The 21,282-nt window shown below is 55.0% G+C and carries 16 protein-coding genes; all 16 read right to left on the bottom strand.

What is annotated here, in order from left to right; genetic code table 11:
• Window position 1 precedes the first annotated feature (1 nt).
• The 16 genes from H5T64_00505 to H5T64_00430 are packed head-to-tail and all read right to left on the bottom strand — an operon-like array spanning window position 2 to window position 21,262.
• Window positions 2-1,009 carry a glycosyltransferase family 2 protein gene (locus tag H5T64_00505; GenBank protein ID MBC7262820.1) on the bottom strand — a complete coding sequence of 336 codons (1,008 nt, stop codon included), beginning with the start codon at window positions 1,007-1,009 and terminating at the stop codon, window positions 2-4.
• Window positions 1,006-2,283: a glycosyltransferase gene (locus H5T64_00500; GenBank protein MBC7262819.1), complete on the bottom strand. Its 1,278-nt coding sequence runs from the start codon at window positions 2,281-2,283 to the stop codon at window positions 1,006-1,008. The genes H5T64_00505 and H5T64_00500 overlap by 4 nt, the downstream gene beginning before the upstream one ends.
• A gap of 1 nt (window position 2,284) precedes the next feature.
• Complete coding sequence (locus tag H5T64_00495; GenBank protein MBC7262818.1) at window positions 2,285-3,832, bottom strand: glycosyltransferase family 39 protein; 1,548 nt, start codon at window positions 3,830-3,832, stop codon at window positions 2,285-2,287.
• Complete coding sequence (locus H5T64_00490; protein ID MBC7262817.1) at window positions 3,829-4,698, bottom strand: polysaccharide deacetylase family protein; 870 nt, start codon at window positions 4,696-4,698, stop codon at window positions 3,829-3,831. Before H5T64_00490 ends, H5T64_00495 begins: the two co-directional genes overlap by 4 nt.
• A 1-nt stretch (window position 4,699) precedes the next feature.
• Complete coding sequence (locus H5T64_00485; GenBank protein MBC7262816.1) at window positions 4,700-5,548, bottom strand: glycosyltransferase family 2 protein; 849 nt, start codon at window positions 5,546-5,548, stop codon at window positions 4,700-4,702.
• The gene (locus H5T64_00480; protein ID MBC7262815.1) at window positions 5,455-6,147 is read right to left on the bottom strand and encodes a class I SAM-dependent methyltransferase; all 693 of its coding nucleotides are present in this window, start codon (window positions 6,145-6,147) and stop codon (window positions 5,455-5,457) included. The genes H5T64_00485 and H5T64_00480 overlap by 94 nt, the downstream gene beginning before the upstream one ends.
• Complete coding sequence (locus H5T64_00475) at window positions 6,140-6,910, bottom strand: glycosyltransferase family 2 protein (GenBank protein MBC7262814.1); 771 nt, start codon at window positions 6,908-6,910, stop codon at window positions 6,140-6,142. The genes H5T64_00480 and H5T64_00475 overlap by 8 nt, the downstream gene beginning before the upstream one ends.
• Window positions 6,911-6,916: 6 nt before the next feature.
• Window positions 6,917-8,047, bottom strand: a complete 1,131-nt coding sequence (gene rffA, locus H5T64_00470; protein ID MBC7262813.1) for a dTDP-4-amino-4,6-dideoxygalactose transaminase — start codon at window positions 8,045-8,047, stop codon at window positions 6,917-6,919.
• 20 nt (window positions 8,048-8,067) lie between these two features.
• Window positions 8,068-9,507, bottom strand: a complete 1,440-nt coding sequence (locus tag H5T64_00465) for a glycosyltransferase family 39 protein (GenBank protein ID MBC7262812.1) — start codon at window positions 9,505-9,507, stop codon at window positions 8,068-8,070.
• On the bottom strand, window positions 9,504-11,123 hold the full coding sequence (locus H5T64_00460) for a glycosyltransferase family 39 protein (protein ID MBC7262811.1): 1,620 nt from the start codon (window positions 11,121-11,123) through the stop codon (window positions 9,504-9,506). Before H5T64_00460 ends, H5T64_00465 begins: the two co-directional genes overlap by 4 nt.
• Complete coding sequence (locus tag H5T64_00455) at window positions 11,120-12,949, bottom strand: hypothetical protein (protein MBC7262810.1); 1,830 nt, start codon at window positions 12,947-12,949, stop codon at window positions 11,120-11,122. Before H5T64_00455 ends, H5T64_00460 begins: the two co-directional genes overlap by 4 nt.
• Entirely contained in the window at window positions 12,946-14,823 is a 1,878-nt protein-coding gene (locus tag H5T64_00450; GenBank protein MBC7262809.1) for a hypothetical protein, read from the bottom strand. The genes H5T64_00455 and H5T64_00450 overlap by 4 nt, the downstream gene beginning before the upstream one ends.
• Window positions 14,820-16,733 carry a hypothetical protein gene (locus H5T64_00445; GenBank protein MBC7262808.1) on the bottom strand — a complete coding sequence of 638 codons (1,914 nt, stop codon included), beginning with the start codon at window positions 16,731-16,733 and terminating at the stop codon, window positions 14,820-14,822. The genes H5T64_00450 and H5T64_00445 overlap by 4 nt, the downstream gene beginning before the upstream one ends.
• 3 nt (window positions 16,734-16,736) lie before the next feature.
• A complete protein-coding gene (locus H5T64_00440; GenBank protein MBC7262807.1) occupies window positions 16,737-17,633 on the bottom strand; it encodes a class I SAM-dependent methyltransferase in 897 nt (298 codons plus the stop codon).
• A gap of 27 nt (window positions 17,634-17,660) precedes the next feature.
• Window positions 17,661-19,496 (bottom strand): hypothetical protein, encoded by a 1,836-nt coding sequence (locus H5T64_00435; GenBank protein ID MBC7262806.1) that lies wholly within the window; start codon window positions 19,494-19,496, stop codon window positions 17,661-17,663.
• Complete coding sequence (locus tag H5T64_00430; protein MBC7262805.1) at window positions 19,493-21,262, bottom strand: hypothetical protein; 1,770 nt, start codon at window positions 21,260-21,262, stop codon at window positions 19,493-19,495. The genes H5T64_00435 and H5T64_00430 overlap by 4 nt, the downstream gene beginning before the upstream one ends.
• Window positions 21,263-21,282 lie beyond the last annotated feature (20 nt).

The following is a 21,282-nucleotide window of genomic DNA, read 5'->3' as shown; positions in this document are numbered from 1 at the left end:
CTCAGTATCGTTTGCCGCGCATGAAATCGAGGATAGCGAGCACAATTCCCATCCCAGAAACCAACAGGTCTAGTGGTAAGAAAAGACAACTCTTCACCAGAAAGTGTAACCCACGCGCCTGGTAGAGTGCGCCCAGGAACGGGGCGTTACAAATCAGCGCGCCTAACCAGCAGGCCCCGGCCAGCGCCCACCACACCTTGTGGGCCGAGAGCAGGCCAAAAAATGCAAAGAGGAGAATGCCGTAGGATAACGGCACAGCCAGGGCAAAGAACCAGGGCACCGAGGCATAATACCGTTGGCCAGTATTGCCTAGTCTTTTTCGCAACCAGGTCTTCATCAATCCGCTGGCGCGCTGGAGATCTTCACGAAGGAGGCCCAACAGTGTATAGCGTTTCAGGTGCTCCACTGTTAACCGCCGATCCACGAAAATACGGTAACCCGCCGTCATCAGGCGCTGGCCAAATTCTATGTCTTCCGTTACACTGGCCCCGCAGTAATGCTCATCGAAGCCACCTAACGCTTCAAATGCCTCCCGACGAATGGCTGCCAGACTAGTATAGAAAACCCCGACATTTTGTCCAGCCTCTGATGTGTTTGCTAAACGAATGTATGTATAGTGCATCCACAGGTTCTTGAATTGAGCAGGAAAGTCCGGATATCTCAAATCCTTGCTTAATAGGCCCACTACCCCATCACACCGTGGATCGCTGAAATCTTCTGCCACAAGGCGTAGAGTATCTGGTTGGAGCAAGATATCATCGTCAGTAAAGAGGATGATATCGCCCCGAGCCTTGCGCGCCCCGATATTCTTGGCAGTGGCTGCCCCCACGTTGCGTTCGAGCCGCACCAACTGACAAGGGTACCGGGCAGCGACTTCAGCGGTATTGTCAGTGGAAGCATCATCTACTACTACGACTTCATAGTCACGATAATCCGATCGCCCGATGGCTTCCAAGCACTCGCCTATAGTTTCAGCCCCGTTATGCACGGGGATTACCACTGAAATCACAACTCTTTCCCTTGATCGCGCTTTGTGAAAGCCAATATCAACTCTGAGCCGAGCACGTACGCCGTTTGCTCAAGTTGAAATCTAAGCCCACGTAGAATAGCAATCAATTCGTTCCGCCTATAGTGAGTGACATGCTCGTCAGCGTATCCGCCAGGGGCCAGGCGGGCATAAAACCACTCAATGAGTCGCCACTGCCAACGCCCATAGTCTGGAGTGCCCAAAATCAACCTCCCGTTTCCTTTCAGCACCCTAGCCAATTCGCTAAAGAGGCATTCATCCCGAGGGATATGTTCAATTACCTCTGAACAGATCACGCAGTCAAAACTCTGGTCTACGAATGGCAGCGCGAAGACAGAGGCATGAATGAGAGGCCGACCATAACGGCGCGCATAGCGCAGCTTGTTATGCTGGATGTCCAGACCTATCGCAAGTCCTCCCAGGTCCCGCAGAATGCAACTCGATCCACATCCCACGTCCAGGCAGTGTTGGTACCCCTCAGCCCAACCGGTAATGATACGGTGGCGTTTCCGTTGCCAGTAGCGCTGTAGTGGAATGAGGCTGTCGAAAGCCCTTGCGTCGTAATCTGCGCTGTCGATAGAGTTGCGCAACTTCCACATACGCGTGAACGTCTTGCAACATGCAAGGCCGAGCCTCAGCAACTTAACATGGGATCTGCCCTCCCCCCTTGGCACAAAATGGAAGGGCACTTCCTTCACCGTCATCCCACGCGCGAGACACTCTATCAGGATCTCCTCGAGAATATCAAAGTCCTCGCTCTTCAATTCTAGACTGCGCACTGCCCGGGCGTTATAAAGTCGGAAACCACTGGATACATCCCGTACCGGCAGAGCAAGTGCTCGCCCGAAGAAGAAGTTCAGCAACACGCTAAATACCCGCCGGTAGAAGGGCATCTCAGCGCTTCCCCCTTCTACATACCGGGAAGCAATGACCACCTCTGCACGTTCGCGGACCGCCCATAGGGTGGCAATGAAATCCGGGCTATGGGAAAAGTCCGCGTCCAAGGTCAGAATATAATTACCACTCGCAAGGTCGAAACCTTCCCTGAGAGCACCACCATAGCCAGGCGCATCCTGCTCCACCACGATCGCTCCTGCTCTCTGTGCCAACTCGCATGTATGGTCTTGTGAGTGCCCATCTACCACGATGATCTCGTGTTCTGGCACAAGTCTGCTCACCTGCTCACGCACTCGCAGGATGAGTCGGGCAATGTTTTTCTCCTCGTTCAATGCCGGGATAAGAATGCTGAGTTCCATATCATTCTCGAGGGAGGTAGATGCAAAGGGTGTCTCCAAACTGGCCGAAATATGGTATCTCACGGGCCAACGTGTAACGCTCCTTCAGTGCCGCGTAGAAACGACTCCCCTCTATCGAATAGCTGGAAAAGCCTTGTATATCCTGATGCTCTGCACCAGCAATTATGCCCAACGCCGTTTCAGAGGCGACCACTGCTTTTGCCTGTCCGCTCTCCAACGCAGCCAATAGTATCTCCGCATTCATCACTCGCAATCGGCGAGCCTGATCCGTCGAGATCTGGGGATACAAGGAGAAAATGGACATCTCCAGACCCGGTATCACATCGCGCTTTGCCTCGATGGCCACATACGTGTCCAGCGTTAAGACCCTACTGTCAGGTGCAGTATGCTCGTTTACAAACCGGCCTGCCGCCGCCACCTGCGCCAATGGCAATGTCTTGCCCTGCACCGTGAACGGCGAAAAGGTCCCTCGGCCCAGCCCAAAGGCGATGGGCGCCAGAGCACATCCCGCCAACAGCAAAGCCCAAGCATCACGTCGCCTCCGTGCGCTAAGTTCGCGTACGAATTGCTCCCAGCCTGTACCAGCGACTATTGCAGCGATGGGTAAGAGGGACGTCTGATACTCATCCTGGGCCACTCCGGGGACAAAGTTGGCCACAAAGACCAGAGTGTACACGACCAACAGAAGGGCCACCACAGCGTTCCTTTGCCACCACTGGCGCAGGCTATGTTGCCAACCCAGCGCTACACTAGCCACAATAAGGGTGTACACCAGGAAATACTGCTTTACTACTTCGGAGAGAATATATGCCTTCTCAACGAAGATACGCAGGGCCACGCCCAGCGTGCTCCCTTCCAGATTGTACTTGCCCAAGTGATGCCCCATTACGTTGAATATAAAAACGTCGCTATATAGAAGATAGGGCACAACGAGCAGAATTGCAGAGGCTATAGCCAAAAGTGTCCACTGCAGCAGGCGGCGAACGCACTGGCGATTCTGCCACAGCACATAGGCAATCACACAGATCAGCGCTGGGGCCACCGAGAGACGCACCCCCACCGCTGCTGTCGTCGCCGCTAATGCCAGGGCGTACCCCTGCCATGAACGAGGCCAGCGGGCAAGAGCATAGGCCATCGCCACCAAAAGCAGGCCTGTCAATGCGTAGGTCTTCACTAATGTGAAGTAATAGATGGTGAAGGAATTGGTACAGACCAATGCCCCCGCTGCCCACCCTGCCTGGTCGCCATTCAAGCGCCGGGCCGCAGCCATCGTCAGGCCCAAGGCAAGCAATCCACAGGCGATAGATGTAAGCCGCCCTATCAACAGGCTACCCCCAAACGGCATCTGAACCAGGCCATAGACATAGGGCAGAAGCGGCATCTGGGTGTACGAAAAATCGCGATAAGGCACCTGGCCTCGATACACCAGTTTGCTCGCGTACAAATACCAGCCCTCATCCTGGTTGACCCGCCCGAACAACAACCAGAAAAGCGCCAATGCCGCGTAGATCACGAAAACAAGGATGGTAAAACGCCGGTTCTCACTCATGTGGTCATCCCTCGCCGAGGTAGATAACCGGCCAATACCTCCCTGATTGGTGCGAAAGCGAAAACCCGCAATAGGCCTTCTAACTTGGCTAACGCACCCCTGATGTTGTAATACGAGACTAACTGGGAGAGAGGTGTCAAGGTTACTCGCGGTACCTCTTCATACATCTCCCATGGGTGAACATACAATACAAAGGGTGCCCTCTTTTCTATCGCTCGTAACAGTTGCACCAGCACCCTGAAGGGCATGGCACGGAGGTAGAACCCGCCCCCCACGGGTATCTTCAGCCACGCCCAACGAAACACAGGCAACGGAAACTCAACGAAACCCCCTGCTTGGTCTGCTTTCGTCACATCATCCGATGAAGGGTAATAGGGCCCTGACGGGCAGTCTTGCACCCCATATAATGGAGTTCGAACGGGGAATACACTGGAATCATATTGGTAGGCGAACTCTCGCAGCACATCTATCGCCCAGGCCGTACGGTTATCCAGCGAGAAGGTCGGGGCACGAAACCCTACGACAGAGCCCTCTCCAACAAGTGGGGTCACTATACTCGCAAACGCTTCCAATTCCGCGCGCAGGTCCTCCGGCGTTAGATCCCACAGTGGTCTATGCGACATCCCATGGCACGCGACTTCATGCCCGGCAGTATGAATCTCGCGCACCAGATCGGGGTGCCTGGCTGCCACTTCACCGACAACGAAGAATGTGGCCCGCACATCGTGCCGTTCTAAAAGTTTCAATATTATTTGCGTCGCCTCAACAACGATAGAGTCGCGCTCCTCTACAGCATGTGGACGAATAAGTTCGGGATGATACCAATCCTCCACATCGATGGAGAGGGCATGTTGACATTTAACCATGTTAAAAGCCACCCTCTATATCGGGGCCTGGTCGCACCGCGCGCATGCGTGACCTCTGGCGCAAAAGCACTATCATGATAGACAACATCATCTTGACCACATAGTAAAGTGGCTTCAGACCGGAGTGCATGGAGACGCCGCTCAGCCGGCCACGCATCACGACTGGCACCTCAATGAGGCGGAAGCCTGCCAGTTTCACCAGTATGATCGTGTCTGCATCTGGGTAATCGGCCGGATAGTTGTCCTGCGAGAAAAAGCGCATGACCTCCGCGTTCATAGCCTGGTAGCCCGACGTGGGGTCCGTGATGCGTTGGCCAGTGATCCAAGAGACAAGATTGCTGAAAAATCTCATACCCATAGTGCGCGCCAGTCCAACTCGGTATTCCGCACGTCCCAGGTAGCGCGACCCCACTGCGATATCGGCGCGACCTTCGACCACAGGCTGCAACAGGGCTGCCAAACTCTCTGGCGCATGCTGACCATCGGCATCCATGACCGCTGCGAAGCGGTACCCGCGTTCTACGGCGTACTTGAAGCCAGCCTGCACCGCGCCGCCGTATCCCAAGTTACAGGGCAAGTTGACGACCTCCGCTCCTTTGCGTCTGGCCACCAAAGCCGTGCGGTCGGTAGAGAAATCGTTAATGACCACTACATCCCCTTTGTAGCCAACTGCACGTACCTCATCCAGCACAGAGCCCAAATTGGCTTCCTCGTTATGGGCCGGAATGATCAAGATAGTGTCCCTTGGCACCAGATTCACTCCTGCGCAGTTGTCTTTTGGCTTAATGTGATCCACATAGTCGCCTGGGTCACGGCTACCTGTTGCAGTGCAAAGCCTGCCCTGGTCCATAGCGCCTCCAACTCGGCGCGATTAACCGCCACTAGGATGGGTGGCAGATCCAATGCCATCCGCCGTAGCCAGTTACCCGGGCCACTGCGGATGAAAAAGAATGGACTGGGATTTTTGGGAATTGTCGCTAACAACCGGCCGCCGGCTCGTAGCAGCCGGTTGAATTCGCGCAGTACTTGTAACGTATCGGGCACATAGTCCAATAGCCCCACGGCCAGTACCCAATCGAACGGGCCGGCAATAGCCGATAGATCTCGTGCATCGGCTTGAATCAATGGTACATCATGGATGCCCGCCCGAGCCAAGCGCTCTTTGGCCAGGCGTAGCATCTCCGCCGAATAGTCCACTCCGGTAACCTGCGCCCCCATCTTCACCAGCGCTTCCAAATATGGCCCGGACCCACAACCCACATCAATCACTCGCTCACCCGGCCTGACTTGCAGAAGAGGGATGATTTGGCCCAACCTGTCACGCAAGAAGCGAGCCAAGAACCCGCTGAGAAACCCACGCCCTCGCTCCTCATAGGCTCCCGCAAACAATTCCGGCTGCTTCAGCCAATAAGCCTGTATGTCCTCCTGTACGTGTTTGGTTTCACTCACTTGCTACCCCCTTCGCTGGCGCAGGCACGCCTCCGTGTGCTCGAAGAGCACGCACCACCCGGCGGAAACGCCACAATTTGATGAAATAGTCCCACGTGTCCCTGAGGCTGTTCACCGTGGAAACCTTGTCGGGACGGCGTTGAAATAGGCAAGGAATTTCGGCGATTTTGTACCCCCGTAAGTAAGAGCGCACCATGACTTCCGTGTCCCAAAACCAACGGGTGTCTTCGATCTCGTTCAAGACCGGCAATATCTTCTCCCGGCGGAAGAATTTGTAGCCCGTCTCTGAGTCTTGAATAGGTACTTCTAAAAGAGTCCGCATCAGCCAGGCGTACCCCCGGCTCATGAAATAACGATCCATGCGCCGCAGACTGAATTTGTAATTGCGCAAGCCCGTCACTACGTCCGCACCTTGCTGCAAGGCCAGCACGCATGAAGGAATGTAGCGAGCATGCACCTCCAGATCAATGTCAATGAACCCTGCGAATTCCGCCTGGCTGGCACGAATGCCATCAGCAACCGTCCCACCACGCCCGACATTGTGCTCATGGAAGATACGACTCATCCGGTGATCTGGATACGCAGCGATGATGTGATCAATCAACTCTCGCGTGCGGTCACGGCTACAATCATCCACGAAGATGATCTCATAACGGAAACGCGCCATGTCCAAGATATCTACGATCTCGCGGACGCTTCTCTCGATAATAGGTTCTTCATTGTAACAGGCAAGTACCAGAGTCAGATCAACAGGTTCAGTCATTTGTCTTCAGATTTCTGCGTAGATCTCGTAGAGCGAATCAATGATGTATTCCTGCTCTTGTGGTGTCAGGTCAGGATAAATGGGCAAGCGGATGAGTGAAGCGCTCACCTTCTCCGTAATTGGCAAATCTTCAGCCGTGTAACCCCACATCTTCCGCCCATACGGCGAAGAGTGCAAGGGGATGTAGTGGAATGTGGCCCCAATACCCCGGGCTCGCAGAGCGGCCAACACTTTGTCACGTCGAGCGAGGTCCGTGCGGATGGCAAAGATGTGCCAGTTGCTTTCGGCCAGCGGATCAAGAGCCGGCAGGATGATTTGCCCTTCAAGTGCCAGTTCCTCCAGGCGGTGATAGTAGTATTCCCAGATCACTCGGCGTTTGGCATTGATCTCGTCCATCTTCCGCAGTTGCTGTACCAGCACCGCTGCCAAGAGGTCGGAGAGAACGAAACTGCTACCCCAATCCACCCAGGTGTACTTGTCTACCTGGCCCCGTAGAAATTGGGAACGGTTGGTCCCCTTTTCGCGGATTATCTCTGCCCGTTCGGCCAACTGATCGTCATCGGTCAACAGGGCTCCGCCCTCGCCACAGGTGACATTTTTAGTAACATGAAAACTATAGCAACCAGCCGTTCCAATCGCACCCAGCCATCGGCCATTGTACTTGGCTCCAACCCCCTGGGCTGCATCCTCAATGACCAAGAGGCCGTATCGCTGGGCGATCTCCATGATTTCATCCATCCGGCAACCGATCCCAGCGTAGTGCACAGGCATAATAGCACGAGTGCGGGGGCTGATGCGGTGCTTGATATCCTCCGGGTCCAGATTAAAGGTTGCCTCCTCAATCTCAGCGAAAACTGGCCTCGCCCCCTGACGCAAGATCACGTTGGCAGTGGAGGTGAAAGTAAAACTGGGCAGGATAACCTCATCTCCTGGTCCGATGCCACAGGCCATCAGCGCTAGTTCCATCGCATGGGTGCACGAGGTGGTCAGCAAGGCGTGTTTGACACCGAATCGCTCCCGCATATAGGCTTCGGCGGCCTTACATTGCTCGCCGTCACCGCCCACGTTGCCTGTGCGAAGCACCGCCAGGACGGCTGCTTCCTCCTCAGGTCCGTAATATGGTTTGGTCAATGGTATCCACTTATCCGCCAATGTTCTTACCTCCCGTTACGCCGTGGCACAACCAGCAATTCGTTGCCAGCACGATATACGATGTTGCCCCAACGCTCCATACCATCCCAAGACACCACATCGGTCACGATATACGCTGTCTCCGGTAATTGCATCACCAAATCCTCCTCGGTCGCCGCAAAGCGAGCTGCATCCAGATAATAGAGGGCGGATGGCCTTGGGATAGGCGCATCACGCCAGAAAATGAGATATTCGCCGTCGGGCCCCGCCAGACAGCGTGCTTCTTGGGCCACCCGCTTTACGTCAGCGCTGAGATCGCCTACCATCGGCAGGCGCAACCCAAAGGCCACCAAAATCCCAATGACCAGTATCCCCCATCCGCCTCTAAAGAGCCTGGTGATCAGCCCGGCGATTAGGAGTGCTAGGGCTGGGTATGTCGGCTGGATATACCAGGCGATGCGGGTGTTGGCCGCGCTGAACAATATCAGCGGTACCACCACCCAGCAGAGCAAAAGAAGCCACTGGTACCCTCGCTTGTAAATGACCTGCCAGAGTCCGTATCCTGCTGCCGGAATCATGGCCAGCCAGGAAACCGGGAACCCGTTGCGGATAACCCCCAGGTAGAACCATGGTGTCGTTTCAGTATGACCTTGCCAACCACTAGCGTAGCCAAAGATGTGTAGTATTACAAAGCGAAAGAAGAACTCGTAACCATGAATCACCAATTGATAGAGATACCAGGGTAGCCCAATGAGGGCGCTGACGCCGAGGCCCGCCCAGAATTCGGCGCGGCGAAACAGCCTGGGCCCTTGGCTCAGAAACAGATATAGCGTGATGATCCCATAGTGCACCAGTGCCGCAGCGCTCTTAGTCATCAACGCCAGTCCTAGCGGCACGCCCATCCACACCCAGCACCGAGGCCTTTCACGGCCCTTCCAAGCCAAGAGTGCAGCCAGACATAGCCAAAAGATAAGCGTACTATCCAGCATCCCTTGTCGCGAAAGGGCCACGAAATTGTAGCCATAACTGTGAGGTGTATTCTGCACCGTCAGCAAGAGTAGTGCCCCGCCCAATCCCGCGACCCAGCCAAATAGCATCCTCCCAATGGCATAGGTTATCACCACAACACCCAAGCCGAAAGCCGCCGACCAGAACCGCGCGGCGAATTCGTTGATGCCGAAGACCTTGTATGCCAGCGCTGTCAGCCACATCGAGAGTGGCGGTTTGTCGAAAATGGGCACGCCGTTCCAATGCGGCGTCAGCCAATCGTTTGTCCTCAGGGCTTCTTTGGCGATCTGGGCATACGTTGCCTCATCGTAGTCGGCCAGGCTCCCCTCCCCTAGCCTGAAGAACAAAAGCACCGTAGCCAACCCAAGCAATAGAGTCAGGCTAAATACATCACGAACGCTTATATCCAGTCGGAGACTGCCATTCCACACGGCACGCAAACGCTCCACGACTCTCACAGCGCTTTCTCCCAATGGTAGATCGCCATCAGTAATACCCCATTATACCACAGGCTATGAACCGCTTGGCGAGTGGCTAATATCTCACGGATGCGAGTAGTGTATCCACTCTGTCGTGCCTGGATCACCGCAAAATCGCATGTATACGGATCCACGAGATCGCCACCTCGGATGGTCACATCGCATCGCAACATACCCAACTGTTGGTACATCCGCAAAGGGGCCGGACTCTCAGCCCAGATCAATTCACCCGGCGCTGCGTGGGCGTTGAGATAAGGCAGTGCATCTATATACGTGTCACACCAAAAGGTTGTCTCTAAACCGAGACGATACGCACCCGGCACCCCACCCACCCACTCACTGTAGTACGCCAGTTCGTATGGATGAATGTTAACCAACGAGCGCGCTGGTGGAATAAGCAAAGCCAGAGCCACCACAACCGTGACCAACACCACAAGCCAGAACCCGCGACCACTCAGCCGAGCCTCTACCCAATCCGCCAGCACACCAAACCCAGTCCCCGCCAGCGCCGCCAGATAGGGGAACACCGGCAGGAACTGGCGCACACCATTGTAAGCCGCCGATAAACCGGTAGCCGTCACCGCGATCGGCACAGCGATGTTGAGCAGTACAAGCCCCGCTGCCTCGTCTCGCCGTGCTGCCCGAACGAACACAATTCCACCGACCAGACAAGTCAGCATTAAGGTCGCAGGGACAGTGGCGAAGGTTAGCACGAAAGGGTAATGCCATGGAGAGCCATGATACACCTGTCCCAGATAGTACTGCGTCTTGGTAGCATGGCTGAATTCAACTCCCATCTGCTGTCCAATGCCGAAAACCGCGCCCAAATACATCGCTAAGCGTTCAAGCGGTGCAGCGTAGAGCCAAGGCCATATCAGGAAGAACGTCGCAAAACCGATCAGACCCATGGCGACCAGGCGGAAGAAAAGCCCCCGCGATCGTCGGTAGAGAAGAACCCACAGGAACAAGGTCGCAGGCATCAATATAGCAGTGAATTTGGTGCCAAACGCAAGACCGAATAGCAGGCCGAGCACGAACGTCCAACCCCAGTGTGCTTTATCGCGCACTTTCCAGAAAACATAGACTGCCATAACCCAGAGGGAAGTAAGCAGGGAGTCAAGCGCAACCATGTTAGCGTAAGCAAACACGTGGGGCATGAGCAATAGCGCCGAGACACTGAACGTTGCGCTCCTGGTATCTCTTATTTCAGCAACCATCCAGAAAAGGACCATTGTCATCAGGGCGAAAATGGCTGCATAACCCAATCGGAACATTGCTATCGGGTGAGCGAAGCGGCGGGTCAATGCCCAACTTATGCCTGCTACCAATTTGCCCACCGGTGGGTGTAACTCAAACGGCTGCACCCACCACTCGGTTATTACCGAGTCGCTCAACGCATGGCCCAGATTTCCGCGCAGCAAATCTTGGCGCAGAATACCTAACCAAGCCAGATAGCGCGTGGCTGCTTTCATGTATAAGGGCTCATCCCAGTTAATGCCGAAATCGTCCAGCGTCGTCGCCAAGATAGCGAAAACCAGCAGGCCGACAAGCATGCCCAATATCCACTTTTGACGCGACATGCGTTTTGCGTTCATTGCGGCAACAACTCGTAGATATAAACTCGATCCACCAGAAAGGCCTCCTCATAACCAGGGCGCGTCTTTAGCAAGCGGTCATCGTGATAAACGGGCTGCTCATCCACGATCGCTGCCAAACGCAAATCCGCAACATCCAAAGCGTGCTCTATCTCCGGCCAGCGCTTCCCAAACGCTTGGGAGCCCACAAGCACGTAACGCACATCCCATCCGCGCATCACCTCTAGGCTTTCCGGCGACGGAAAACTGTCCAGTGTCTCCCGTTCTTCCTCAAAGCCTTGGGGGAAAAAGGTCCCATAGCCGTACGCGATACGCTTACCGTGAGTGATGGTATCGTAAAGCGATGAGCCGCGCAAGGCATAATGGGTCGGCAACCGCATTACTACAAAATCTCCATCCTGTGCAGCCAGCCATTGGGCAGTGGTCTGCGCACGCACCTCGCACCAACCCAACGGGTAGGGCAACACAGCGAAATCGATTAACACCATCCCAATTGCCACGACGGCTACCAACCACCTCCCACGAGTTACCCGTTCCAGCAGTGATGCCAACCCCACACCCGCCAATACGGCCACCGACAGCCCCGCTATGACGCCGAATCGTGCCCACACCCTCATGAGATTGAACGAGGGCATAAATAAATATAGCAGTAACGTTGGCAGCGGAATGTACAGCGCCCCTGGTACACGCAGGACGTAAGAGGAAATCGGATTTAAAGCCAGTTGCTTCGTCAGCACACTCATGCCTGCAGTGAACAACCGCTCGACTCCCGCCGGAACGGATACATACAACCGTTCACGCAATATGTGCAACGTTGTCCCTAAAGCCAGCACTACTGCCACAGCGCCCAGCACGGCGAAATCACGCACACCTCTGTCTCTCCATCGTGCTCGCAGAGCCACCCCTGCCAGCGCCAGAGACACCAGCCCTAAATAGACGATGCTCTGGGTCTCATAGCGGAAAAAAGGTCGAAACGCACTTCCCCAAATGGGATGATAGGCATTGGCTGGCAAGACGAACTCCAGAAGGCCCGCAGACCATTGATCTACGTACGAGAGCGAGTATCGCCTACCCCCCAGTTGTTCTGACAATCCTGCCAGCCGCCACGCAAATGGACCCACCATAAGTATGGCCACCACCACAAAAGAGGCGACCCACTGCCAACACTCCCGTTGCCGCAGCCTTCCCCGCCACAACACATACAGCCCAGCGAAAAGCCCCAGGATATAGGCGTAGTACCACGAGGACAGAGCGGTCAGCGCGTACATTAGGCCTGCCATTATCCCCCAGCGTGTTTTGTCCTCCCTTATACCCCATCGCAGATACAAGAAGCACAAAGGCATCCAGCCTGTGCTCATCATAGGCACCTGGCCTAACCCAAGGTGCACCATACGGTAGGGCAAAAAAGCGAAAACGACGCCCGCCAACAATCCTGCCATCCCCGAGCGGGTCATCTGAAAGACAAGCAAATAGGCTGTGAAACCCGATAGCACAAATGACCACAACATGACTAGGTTATAAGCGGCGACTTCACCGAACATCAATGTGAATGGCAACGCCCAGAGAGTATTGGCTAACGTGCCCTCCGACATCTCAAAACCATAGCCAAATGGATAGAACACGTCAGGGTTATACAATGGTGATATGTGCTCATCTAGCAACGCGTGTTTCAGCCACCAACACTTGTACATATATTCGTAGCCATCTCCGGGCACTGGGACCCCTAAGATGGCATTCCCAATTCGCAGGCCAAGAGGGTAAGTCATCACCAGCGTCAATGCGATGAATATTGTGAGGGCAACTAAGTGCCTCCTTCCCTCATTCAAGGCAACACCTCATAAAGGTAAACCCGATCTGCTGTCCAACGCAGGTCATTCGTGCGTCCTGTCATAGGGCCTGGCCGATACGCTACGTACACGGACGGTTCGTCCAACACGGCCACCAATTTCAGGTCAGCGCGCGCTCGGATACCGGCTTCCACGGCCGGCCACTCGTGCGCATAACGCGTGGAGCCCACCAAAATGAACCTCACACCCCAACCCCGCAGTAAACTCACACTCTCTGCACTGGGAAAACTCTGCAAGGTCTCTAGATACGCCGCATAAGCCAGCGGGAAAAATGTAAGACCAGAGCCGTAGGTCACTTTCTTTTGGTGCGTCACCATGCCATAGAGCGATGGCCCCGCATACGCGCGCGCTCGGAATGGAAACTGCATGATCGCGAAGTCGCCCGGCTGTTGCGCCAGCCAGGTATCCGATGGTCTTGGCTGTACTAACGACATTCCGAAGGGCAGCGGGACTGCCGCCAGGTCCACGACTACGACTCCTATCAGCCCTGCCGTCAAAACAGACCGCGCGACCCCATACCTCGTAGCCAACAGACGTCCTGCTCCTATCCCCGCCAAAATGGAGAGCGCGAAGGCTGGCACCAGCGCGAAACGCGTCCAATCACGCATGGCATTGAAAAATGGCAGAAACAAATAAAGGAAAAAGGTCGGCAACGGAATATAGATGCCCTGGCCTTCGGGCATAGCATAGGCTGCCACCGGGTTCAGTGCTACTCGCTTGGAGAGCGCAATCATAACCTTGGTAAAAGCGCGCTCCACCACCGCTGGAACTGGAATGTACACCCGTTCGCCACGTAAATGCAGCGTCATACCCAACGCCAGCACGAAGGCCACCGCTGCAATCATAAGCAACGCTCTCCACAGCAGACGGTCTTTTCGAGAACGCCTTGCCAAGACGGCCAAAACAACGACGCTCAGGCCTGGATATGCCATGCCAGGCACAATCCAGGGATAGTAAGGCACCCAATCGTTGTACCACTTTAACGATAGGCTACCCCAAAGGGGATGATAAGCACACGGCAAGAAAAAGTCATCCAGCGATGTGGATAGCCAATCCACCTCGGGCAGGCTATACTGCATCTGCCGTTGCCCCCAGAGCCGTATCAACGGCATTGCAGCCGGAACCATGAGCAGCAAGGTGAGCGCGAAAGCCAGCCCACAGTACCACAGTCGTCGGTTACGCATGGTTTCACGCCAGGGCCGCAGGCGGACGAACACATAGACCATCAACACGAGACCCAATACGTAAGCGTAGTACCATGTGGCCTGGCAATTCAGGATGTAGAACAACCCCGCCAGCACTGCGTCGCGACGCCGCTGGAGACGAATGGTCCGCTCCACATACAAAAAGGTGAGGGGCACCCACTGCGTGCTGACTGTAGGTAACCAACCTGAACTCATGGCCTGCATCCGGTAGGCACAGAAAGCGAAGGCTACCCCGCTCACTAAGCCTGCAATTCTCTGCCCGGTCAAGTCATAGGTCAGCAAATAGGCCCCAAATCCAGAAAGTACGAAAGACAGCCACATCAGGGCGTTAAACGCCACCACCTCGCCCCACAGCAAATTCACAGGCATCCCCAATGCCACGTTGCTCAACGTAGTTTCTGAGAGCGCCAGGTTGTAGCCAAAGGGATAGAAGATGTCAGGGTGGAACCAAGGTGAAACATGACGCTCAAAGAGTGCCTCTCTGAACCAGTGCAGCAGAGTTAAATAATAAAAGCCATCCCAAGGAGGTCCGGGTATTGCCTCGCGGAAATAAGTAACCATCGGGTAGGTGAGAATCACGGTCAGTGCAAGAAAGAGTATGATGACGAGGGCGGTCTGTATTCTTTTTCGTGTCTGCCAACTCATCATAAGTCACACTCATAAATGTAGACGGTACCGGGATCCCAAAACATGGCCCGACTGATCACCGTTTCGGTCTTGATATTCCTTGAGTCTAAACGGTCGTCCTCGAAAATGGGCTTTTCCTCGCAGCGGGTCACCAGCCGCAAACTGGGCTCCGCTTCCAACCGAACTAACATATCTCGCCACGCACTTGGCTCGTACCGACTGGAAAACACTATCACATAACGCACACCCCAACGCCTTAAAACCATTAAACTAGCCTCATCTGGGAATCCCCATAACTGTGCTACGGCCTCCTGGAATTGTGGCGGGTAGAACGACGTGAAACCATAACACACCGGCCGCCCGTGGAACTTGGTACTGTATAGGAGTGTCGTGCTCATGGCTGCTTCTAAAGGTGGGAAGGCCATAATAGGCCCCTCACTGGCATGTTCTCGAAGCCATACGTCATACGGCTGTTCCACGATCAATGAGCGGCCGTATGGCAAAGGTATGGTGGCGAAATCCGCCAAGGCTAAACCCATCACGATGACCACTATAGCCCACCGCACGTGCTGCCTTCGCACATTCTCTAACAAGCACGCTACCCCGATTGCAGCAATCGCGCATACGGCCAGTGTAGTGAGTAGCCCAAAACGTGCCCAAATCCGCATCACGTTAAACGTTGGAACCCATAGGTATAGGAAATAGGTCGGCATAGGCAACCAGATGGTTCCTGATTGTTGGAAGTGGTAATAGGCAGCAGTCGGGTGTAGAGCGAGCCGCCGCGAGACGAAACTGATCGCACGGTTGAAGAGGTTCTCGACCATTCCCGGAACAGAGATGTATACCCGTTGCCCAGCAACATGGAGAAGTGGCCCCAATGCCAGAAACGCGCATACCACGCTGATGGTCACCAATGCTGCCAGACCCTCACTCCGCATGTTCCCACGACGCCAACGCCATAGGGCTAGTGCAGCCAATCCAAGCACCACCCAACCTAGATAACCGAGCCCGTAAATCCAGAAGGGGTACCCTGGCACAACTCGATCCCTCAATTCCAGCAAGCGCGGGCCCCAAAACGGATGGTACAGGCTGGGCACCACGAAATCATCCAGGCTCATCCCCGGCCCATCGCTCAGAGGCACACTCGGCGAGCCAATTGCAGCCCGCGAACACACCATAGAGAAGATCACCGGCCCGAAAAGCACTGCCGTCACCAAGGCGAATGCTAACAGACAAGCCCAAATCTGCCTATCAGTCAGATACTCCGGCCAGGGCCGTGCCCGCAAGAGCACGTAGAGTAAGAGCAAAATCGCCCCCAGCCAGGCATAATACCACGATGACAACCCGGCCAGCGCATAGAAAAATCCCGTCATTGCTCCCCGAGTCCAGGCTCGCTTGCGAATGGTCATTTCCGTGTATAAGAGCATGAGTGGTAACCACTGCGTCCCAATACTATTCATCCATCCCGCGCCTACCACATAAGCACGATAGGGTGCAAAAGCAAAGAATACCCCGCCCACCAGTCCCGCGAGTCGGCTGCCAGTGAGGTAATAAGCCAAAAGGTACATTCCCAATCCACTGAGGACATACGACAGTAGGATCAGCACATTGAAACCCACGATGTCCCCGCCAATTAGGATGAAAGGCATGCCAATTAGAACATTGGCCAGAGACGTCTCATCAGACTGCAGGTCGTAGCCAGTCGGATAGAACACATCGGGATTAAACAACGGATTACAATGTCGTTCAAAGAAGGCGTGTTTGAACCACCATAACTTCCAAAGATAACTCAGGTTATCGCCTGGTGGTCCCGGTACCGCCTCGGTCATATATGTGATTAACGGGTAGGTCATGGCCAGCGTCAGGACCAGTAACAGCCCTAACACTGCCCAGGGCAAGACCCACTGACGTTCTCTCCCCGCTACCTGCACCTCTCACTCCTTACGCGCATAAAGTGCTACCTTGGTGAATGGATTCACGTTCAGCCGCACCTTGTCCAGCCGCAGGCGATGCACAATCCGATAAAGTATATCCGTAGCCACGCTGTCCCACAGGTAGTAGCGCATCCGTCGGACGGCAGGACCCAGATAGAAAAACTTGTCTGCGCTCTCCGTCTTGAGCACCACGAAACCAACGCGATCGAGCATGGCGGCCAGCGTCCTGGGCGAGAAGAAGTAAAGATGCTCTCGGACTCGGCGGAATTCCTCCCAGCGTGGTCCCAACACACGGGCCACCAGGCTATCTACATTGGGCGTGATGATGGAGAGCAGTCCCCCGGGGCGAAGGATCCGTCGGATCTCCTGCAACTCGCCCATCGGGTCAGTCAGATGCTCAATCACATCCCACATCGTCACCACATCGAAAGTGTCGCTTTCGAAACGAATATCCCGCAAAGTTCCCAGTCGCACGTCTAATCCGAAATGCGAACGAGCATAGTCTACACTGTATTCCGAGACTTCTGTACCCACCACATCCCAACCATGGTCGCGCGCCACATTAAGGAAAAAGCCAGTTGCACACCCGATGTCCAATAGCCGTCCGCGCTCAACATAGACTTCAATGGTGCGTAGGCGCTTAGCAAAGGTCAGCCGGATGTTCTCCTCGTCACCCAAATAATCATCGTAGCCAAAAAACTGTGACCCATTGCCATTTTGCAGACCCTCATTGCGGTAATACCGCTCATCGTAGATGGCGTGAACTTCGTCAATATTGAGGCGGGGGTTCACATAAGTTAGGCCACAATGCTGGCACCGAACGATATTGAACCCATTGATTTGAGCCACAGGAACAGTGCTATCTCCACCGCAAAGATTACAACGCACCTCTTCCAAGTTATCCCCCTGTGAAAAGCAGCATTGTTAGTAGATTATCTCGTATACAAATTCCTGACCAAGAGGCAAAGATAACTCATAGCCAGGCACGATATCCAGCAACCGGCCATCGTGATAGACTGGTACATCATCGAAAGATGCCACAAAACGTAGATCAGGTTGGGCTGTCAATACCCCCTGGACTTGCGGCCAATCTGCTCCGTAGGCTGCCGAACTCATCACGATGTAACGCACACCCCAACTGCGCAGCAACACGAGCGCCTCTTCGTCAGGAAAAGCAACCAACACAGGGCGTGCCTCGCGGTGGCCGGATGGAACGAACGTGCTTGCACCTGAAACGATGGGCTTACCGTGATACACCGCGCGATAGAGCAGCGGCCCATTGCCTCCAAAACGGTAATAGGGGAACTCCGCTACCGGGTCGTGGCCAGGCTGGGCCGCCAGCCAATCATCCACCGGCTGTGGCCCTACCATGCACAAGCCGAAACGGTAGGGCAAAATGGCGCTATCAAACATGGATAACGCGACCAATAGAGCCAATACCCACGCCGCCCGACCACCCACCTGTTGGGAGATCGCCGCCGCACCAAACCCCGCCAGCATTGCCAGCGCCAGTAGTGTGAGCACTAGGAAGCGGGACCATTGGCGCACATACTGGAAAGAGGGTACAAAAAGTCGCAAAAGGAGCGCCGGAAGCGGGATGTAGACGCTGCCTGGCTCGCGGAGCATGTAATACGATGGTGCTGGGTACAACGCCAACCGCTTGGCGAGAATGCCCATTCCCGCCGTGAAAGCCCTCTCCACGGTCGGCGGCACCGGTATCAACACCGGTCCACCATCCCAGCGCAGCCGTGGTCCCAATGACAGGACCAGCGCCACCAACTCAATGACGAGCATTATTTTGACGAACGGCCTCCGCTGTTTCCATACTCCCACCGTTGCCAGTGCCAGTGCCGGGACGCCCAAGTACAGGTGCACGGAGAAATCATATTCATCCTGGTTGAGTGGTTCGCCGCCCCACAGCGGGCGTAACACCCGTGGGAAAAACAGATCGTTGAGACTGGGCGAGAGTGCATCTACATACCACAGCGAATAACCCATCTCATCGCCCCACAAAAGGCTGAGGTTTCGCACCACCAACGGCCCTAAGCATACCGCTACCACTGTCACAAACACCAGCGCACAATGCCAGAGCGCTCGATCGCGCAAGGATTCTCTCCACGGACGCATCCGCAGGATTCCATACAGCACCACGAACAACCCTGCAATGGCCAGGTAATACCACGCCGAGAGCGCCGTCAGCGCGTAAAACAACCCAGCCATCGCTGCAGCGCGTACATCCCGCCGCTCGAGAGCGCGATCTAAACAAAGCAACATAAATGGCAGCCATTGCGTGCTCACCTGGGCAACTTGACCGCTCGTCAAATGCAATAGCCGGTAAGGACAGTAAGCATAGACCACCCCTGCGACAATGGCTGCTCCCCGATGGCCAAGGACCCGATGGGCCCACAGGTACATGCCGAAACCCGATAGAACAAAGGTACCCCACATGATCAGGTTATAGGAAAATATATGCCCACCAGCCAGCGTCACGGGCAGGCTGAACGCCATATTTGCGAGTGTGGACTCGCCCAGACTCAGGTCGTAGCCAAAGGGATAAAACACATCTGGGTTGAAGAAAGGCGATATATGTAAATCAAACAGGCTGTGCTTAAACCACCAGACGCGGTAAAGCACCTCAAAATTATCGGCTGGCGGACCGGGAATGGCATTCATCGCATGGAGCACCATTGGATAGGTCATCACGGCACTGAGCGCCACGAAAAGACCCAGGACTGATAGCATCCGCCCCTGCGCCCTCATGGCAAGACCTCATATACGTGAAATTGGCCGGCTATCTCCACCATCCGCAGACCCGTCATGGACGTCAGTTCTGCTAATATGCGAGGCCACTCATCCCCATACCGAACTGTGTCCACCAGGGCATAACGCACACCCCAGCGTCGCAAAATATCTACGCTGGCCTCACTTGGGAACTGGCTCAACTCCGCTCGCGCTGCTTGGAAGCCAGCGGGATAAAAGGTGCCATAACCATAAGCAATGGCTTTGCCGTGAGTGATCGTGCCAAATAGACCTCGGCCCGTGAGCGCGGAATCTATCGGGAACTCGATAACTGCAAAATCCCCCGGTTGCGCTGCTAACCATTTGTCAATCGCTCTGGGTGCAGCGCTAGCCAGGCCCATCTGTGTCGGTTCGACGGCGAACTCGAAAAGGACCAGTGCCAGGAGCACTCCAGCGACAGCCAACGGTCGGCTCACACGCCGAAGCACCTCTGTCGTGCCCAAACCAGCCAGCACCGACATACCCAGTGTCACCAACACCCCAAAACGAGCGAAGAAACGCATAGTGTTAAAGAAGGGCAAGAAAAGATATAGAAAAAATGTGGGCATTGGAACATAAATGGCGTTCTGTTGGCGCAATGCGTAGTACGTTGGCGCGGGGTTAAGCGCCAGGCGCTTGGCAAGCATCCCCATCCCCACAGTGAAAACCCGTTCGACCTCACTCGGAACACCTATGTAGAGCCTATCTCGTAGAACATGCAATGTTAGCCCCAATGCCAGCACTCCAGCCAGCCCACTCAACCAGGTGTAGGCCCAAGTGGTCCGATCTCGCCGTGTTCGGAGAGCCACTACTGCTAACGTGAGTGCCACAATGCCCAAATACAGGTCATTCTCCCGTGTCAATTGCTCGTAGGCCGGATAAAGCACCCGCCCCCACAACGGGTGCCGGATATTGGGCCACACGAAATCCGACAGGCTGGCTGACCACCAGTCCACGTGGCTCAATGACCAATTCGTCCCGGAACCCCACACACTCAAAAGCGGCACCAGCCCCGGCAGAGACGCCACGAATGTCACCGCTGCCAAGAGAATGCCTCCCTGCAGAATGCGCCTCCAGACCTGCCTACCTGCACCCCACATCCGCACCACCACATAGACCGGTACGAACAAACCCACCATATAACCGTAGTACCACGATGAGAGCGCTGTCAGCGCCAAGAAAAATCCTGCCAGCACGGCGTAAAAGGGTCTCCAGCGGCGGAGGTAGATCTCCAGACTAAGGAACAGGAACGGCACCCACTGGGTACTGAATGTCGGCAGCACACCCTCTACAACCATGTGGTAGCGGTAGGGCGAAAACGCATAGATCGCGCCGGCTACCATCCCTGCTGCCCGATTTTCCGTTAAATAGACCACAAGTAGATAGGCTCCCAGCGCCGATAAGAAAAACGAGAACAAAACGAGAATGTTGTACCCTACCACGTGGCCCGCCATCATCGTGATAGGCAGCGCCAGCACCATGTTGGGCAATGTGGTTTCAGACATGGCGAAATCATAGCCAAACGGATAAAAGACTCGCGAGTTGAAAAACGGCGAGATATGCAAGTCCACTATCGCGTGCTTAAACCACCACAACTTGTAGCAATATTCGAAAGCGTCTAATGTGCTCAAGTCGGGGATGGCCGAATCCAACGCCGTGATGAGCGGATAGGTCATCACCACGCACAAGAAAGCCAACATTGTAGCCGGTATCGCCACACCGCTCTTCAGTTTGAGAGTCCGGACCATCGCCCCACTCACACCACCAC

The organism is Chloroflexota bacterium (assembly GCA_014360825.1).
GTDB lineage: Bacteria > Chloroflexota > Anaerolineae > UBA2200 > JACIWT01 > JACIWT01.
The sequence above is the reverse complement of the archived record's forward strand: the minus strand, read 5'-3'. Positions and strand labels throughout refer to the sequence as shown.

Coding starts and splice junctions, on each gene's coding strand:
- H5T64_00430 (MBC7262805.1), bottom strand. CDS start 21,262: ATGGTCCGGACTCTCAAACTGAAGAGCGGTGTGGCGATACCGGCTACA.
- H5T64_00475 (MBC7262814.1), bottom strand. CDS start 6,910: ATGACTGAACCTGTTGATCTGACTCTGGTACTTGCCTGTTACAATGAA.
- H5T64_00495 (MBC7262818.1), bottom strand. CDS start 3,832: ATGAGTGAGAACCGGCGTTTTACCATCCTTGTTTTCGTGATCTACGCG.
- H5T64_00490 (MBC7262817.1), bottom strand. CDS start 4,698: ATGGTTAAATGTCAACATGCCCTCTCCATCGATGTGGAGGATTGGTAT.
- H5T64_00450 (MBC7262809.1), bottom strand. CDS start 14,823: ATGATGAGTTGGCAGACACGAAAAAGAATACAGACCGCCCTCGTCATC.
- H5T64_00435 (MBC7262806.1), bottom strand. CDS start 19,496: ATGAGGGCGCAGGGGCGGATGCTATCAGTCCTGGGTCTTTTCGTGGCG.
- H5T64_00460 (MBC7262811.1), bottom strand. CDS start 11,123: ATGAACGCAAAACGCATGTCGCGTCAAAAGTGGATATTGGGCATGCTT.
- H5T64_00500 (MBC7262819.1), bottom strand. CDS start 2,283: ATGGAACTCAGCATTCTTATCCCGGCATTGAACGAGGAGAAAAACATT.
- H5T64_00485 (MBC7262816.1), bottom strand. CDS start 5,548: ATGGACCAGGGCAGGCTTTGCACTGCAACAGGTAGCCGTGACCCAGGC.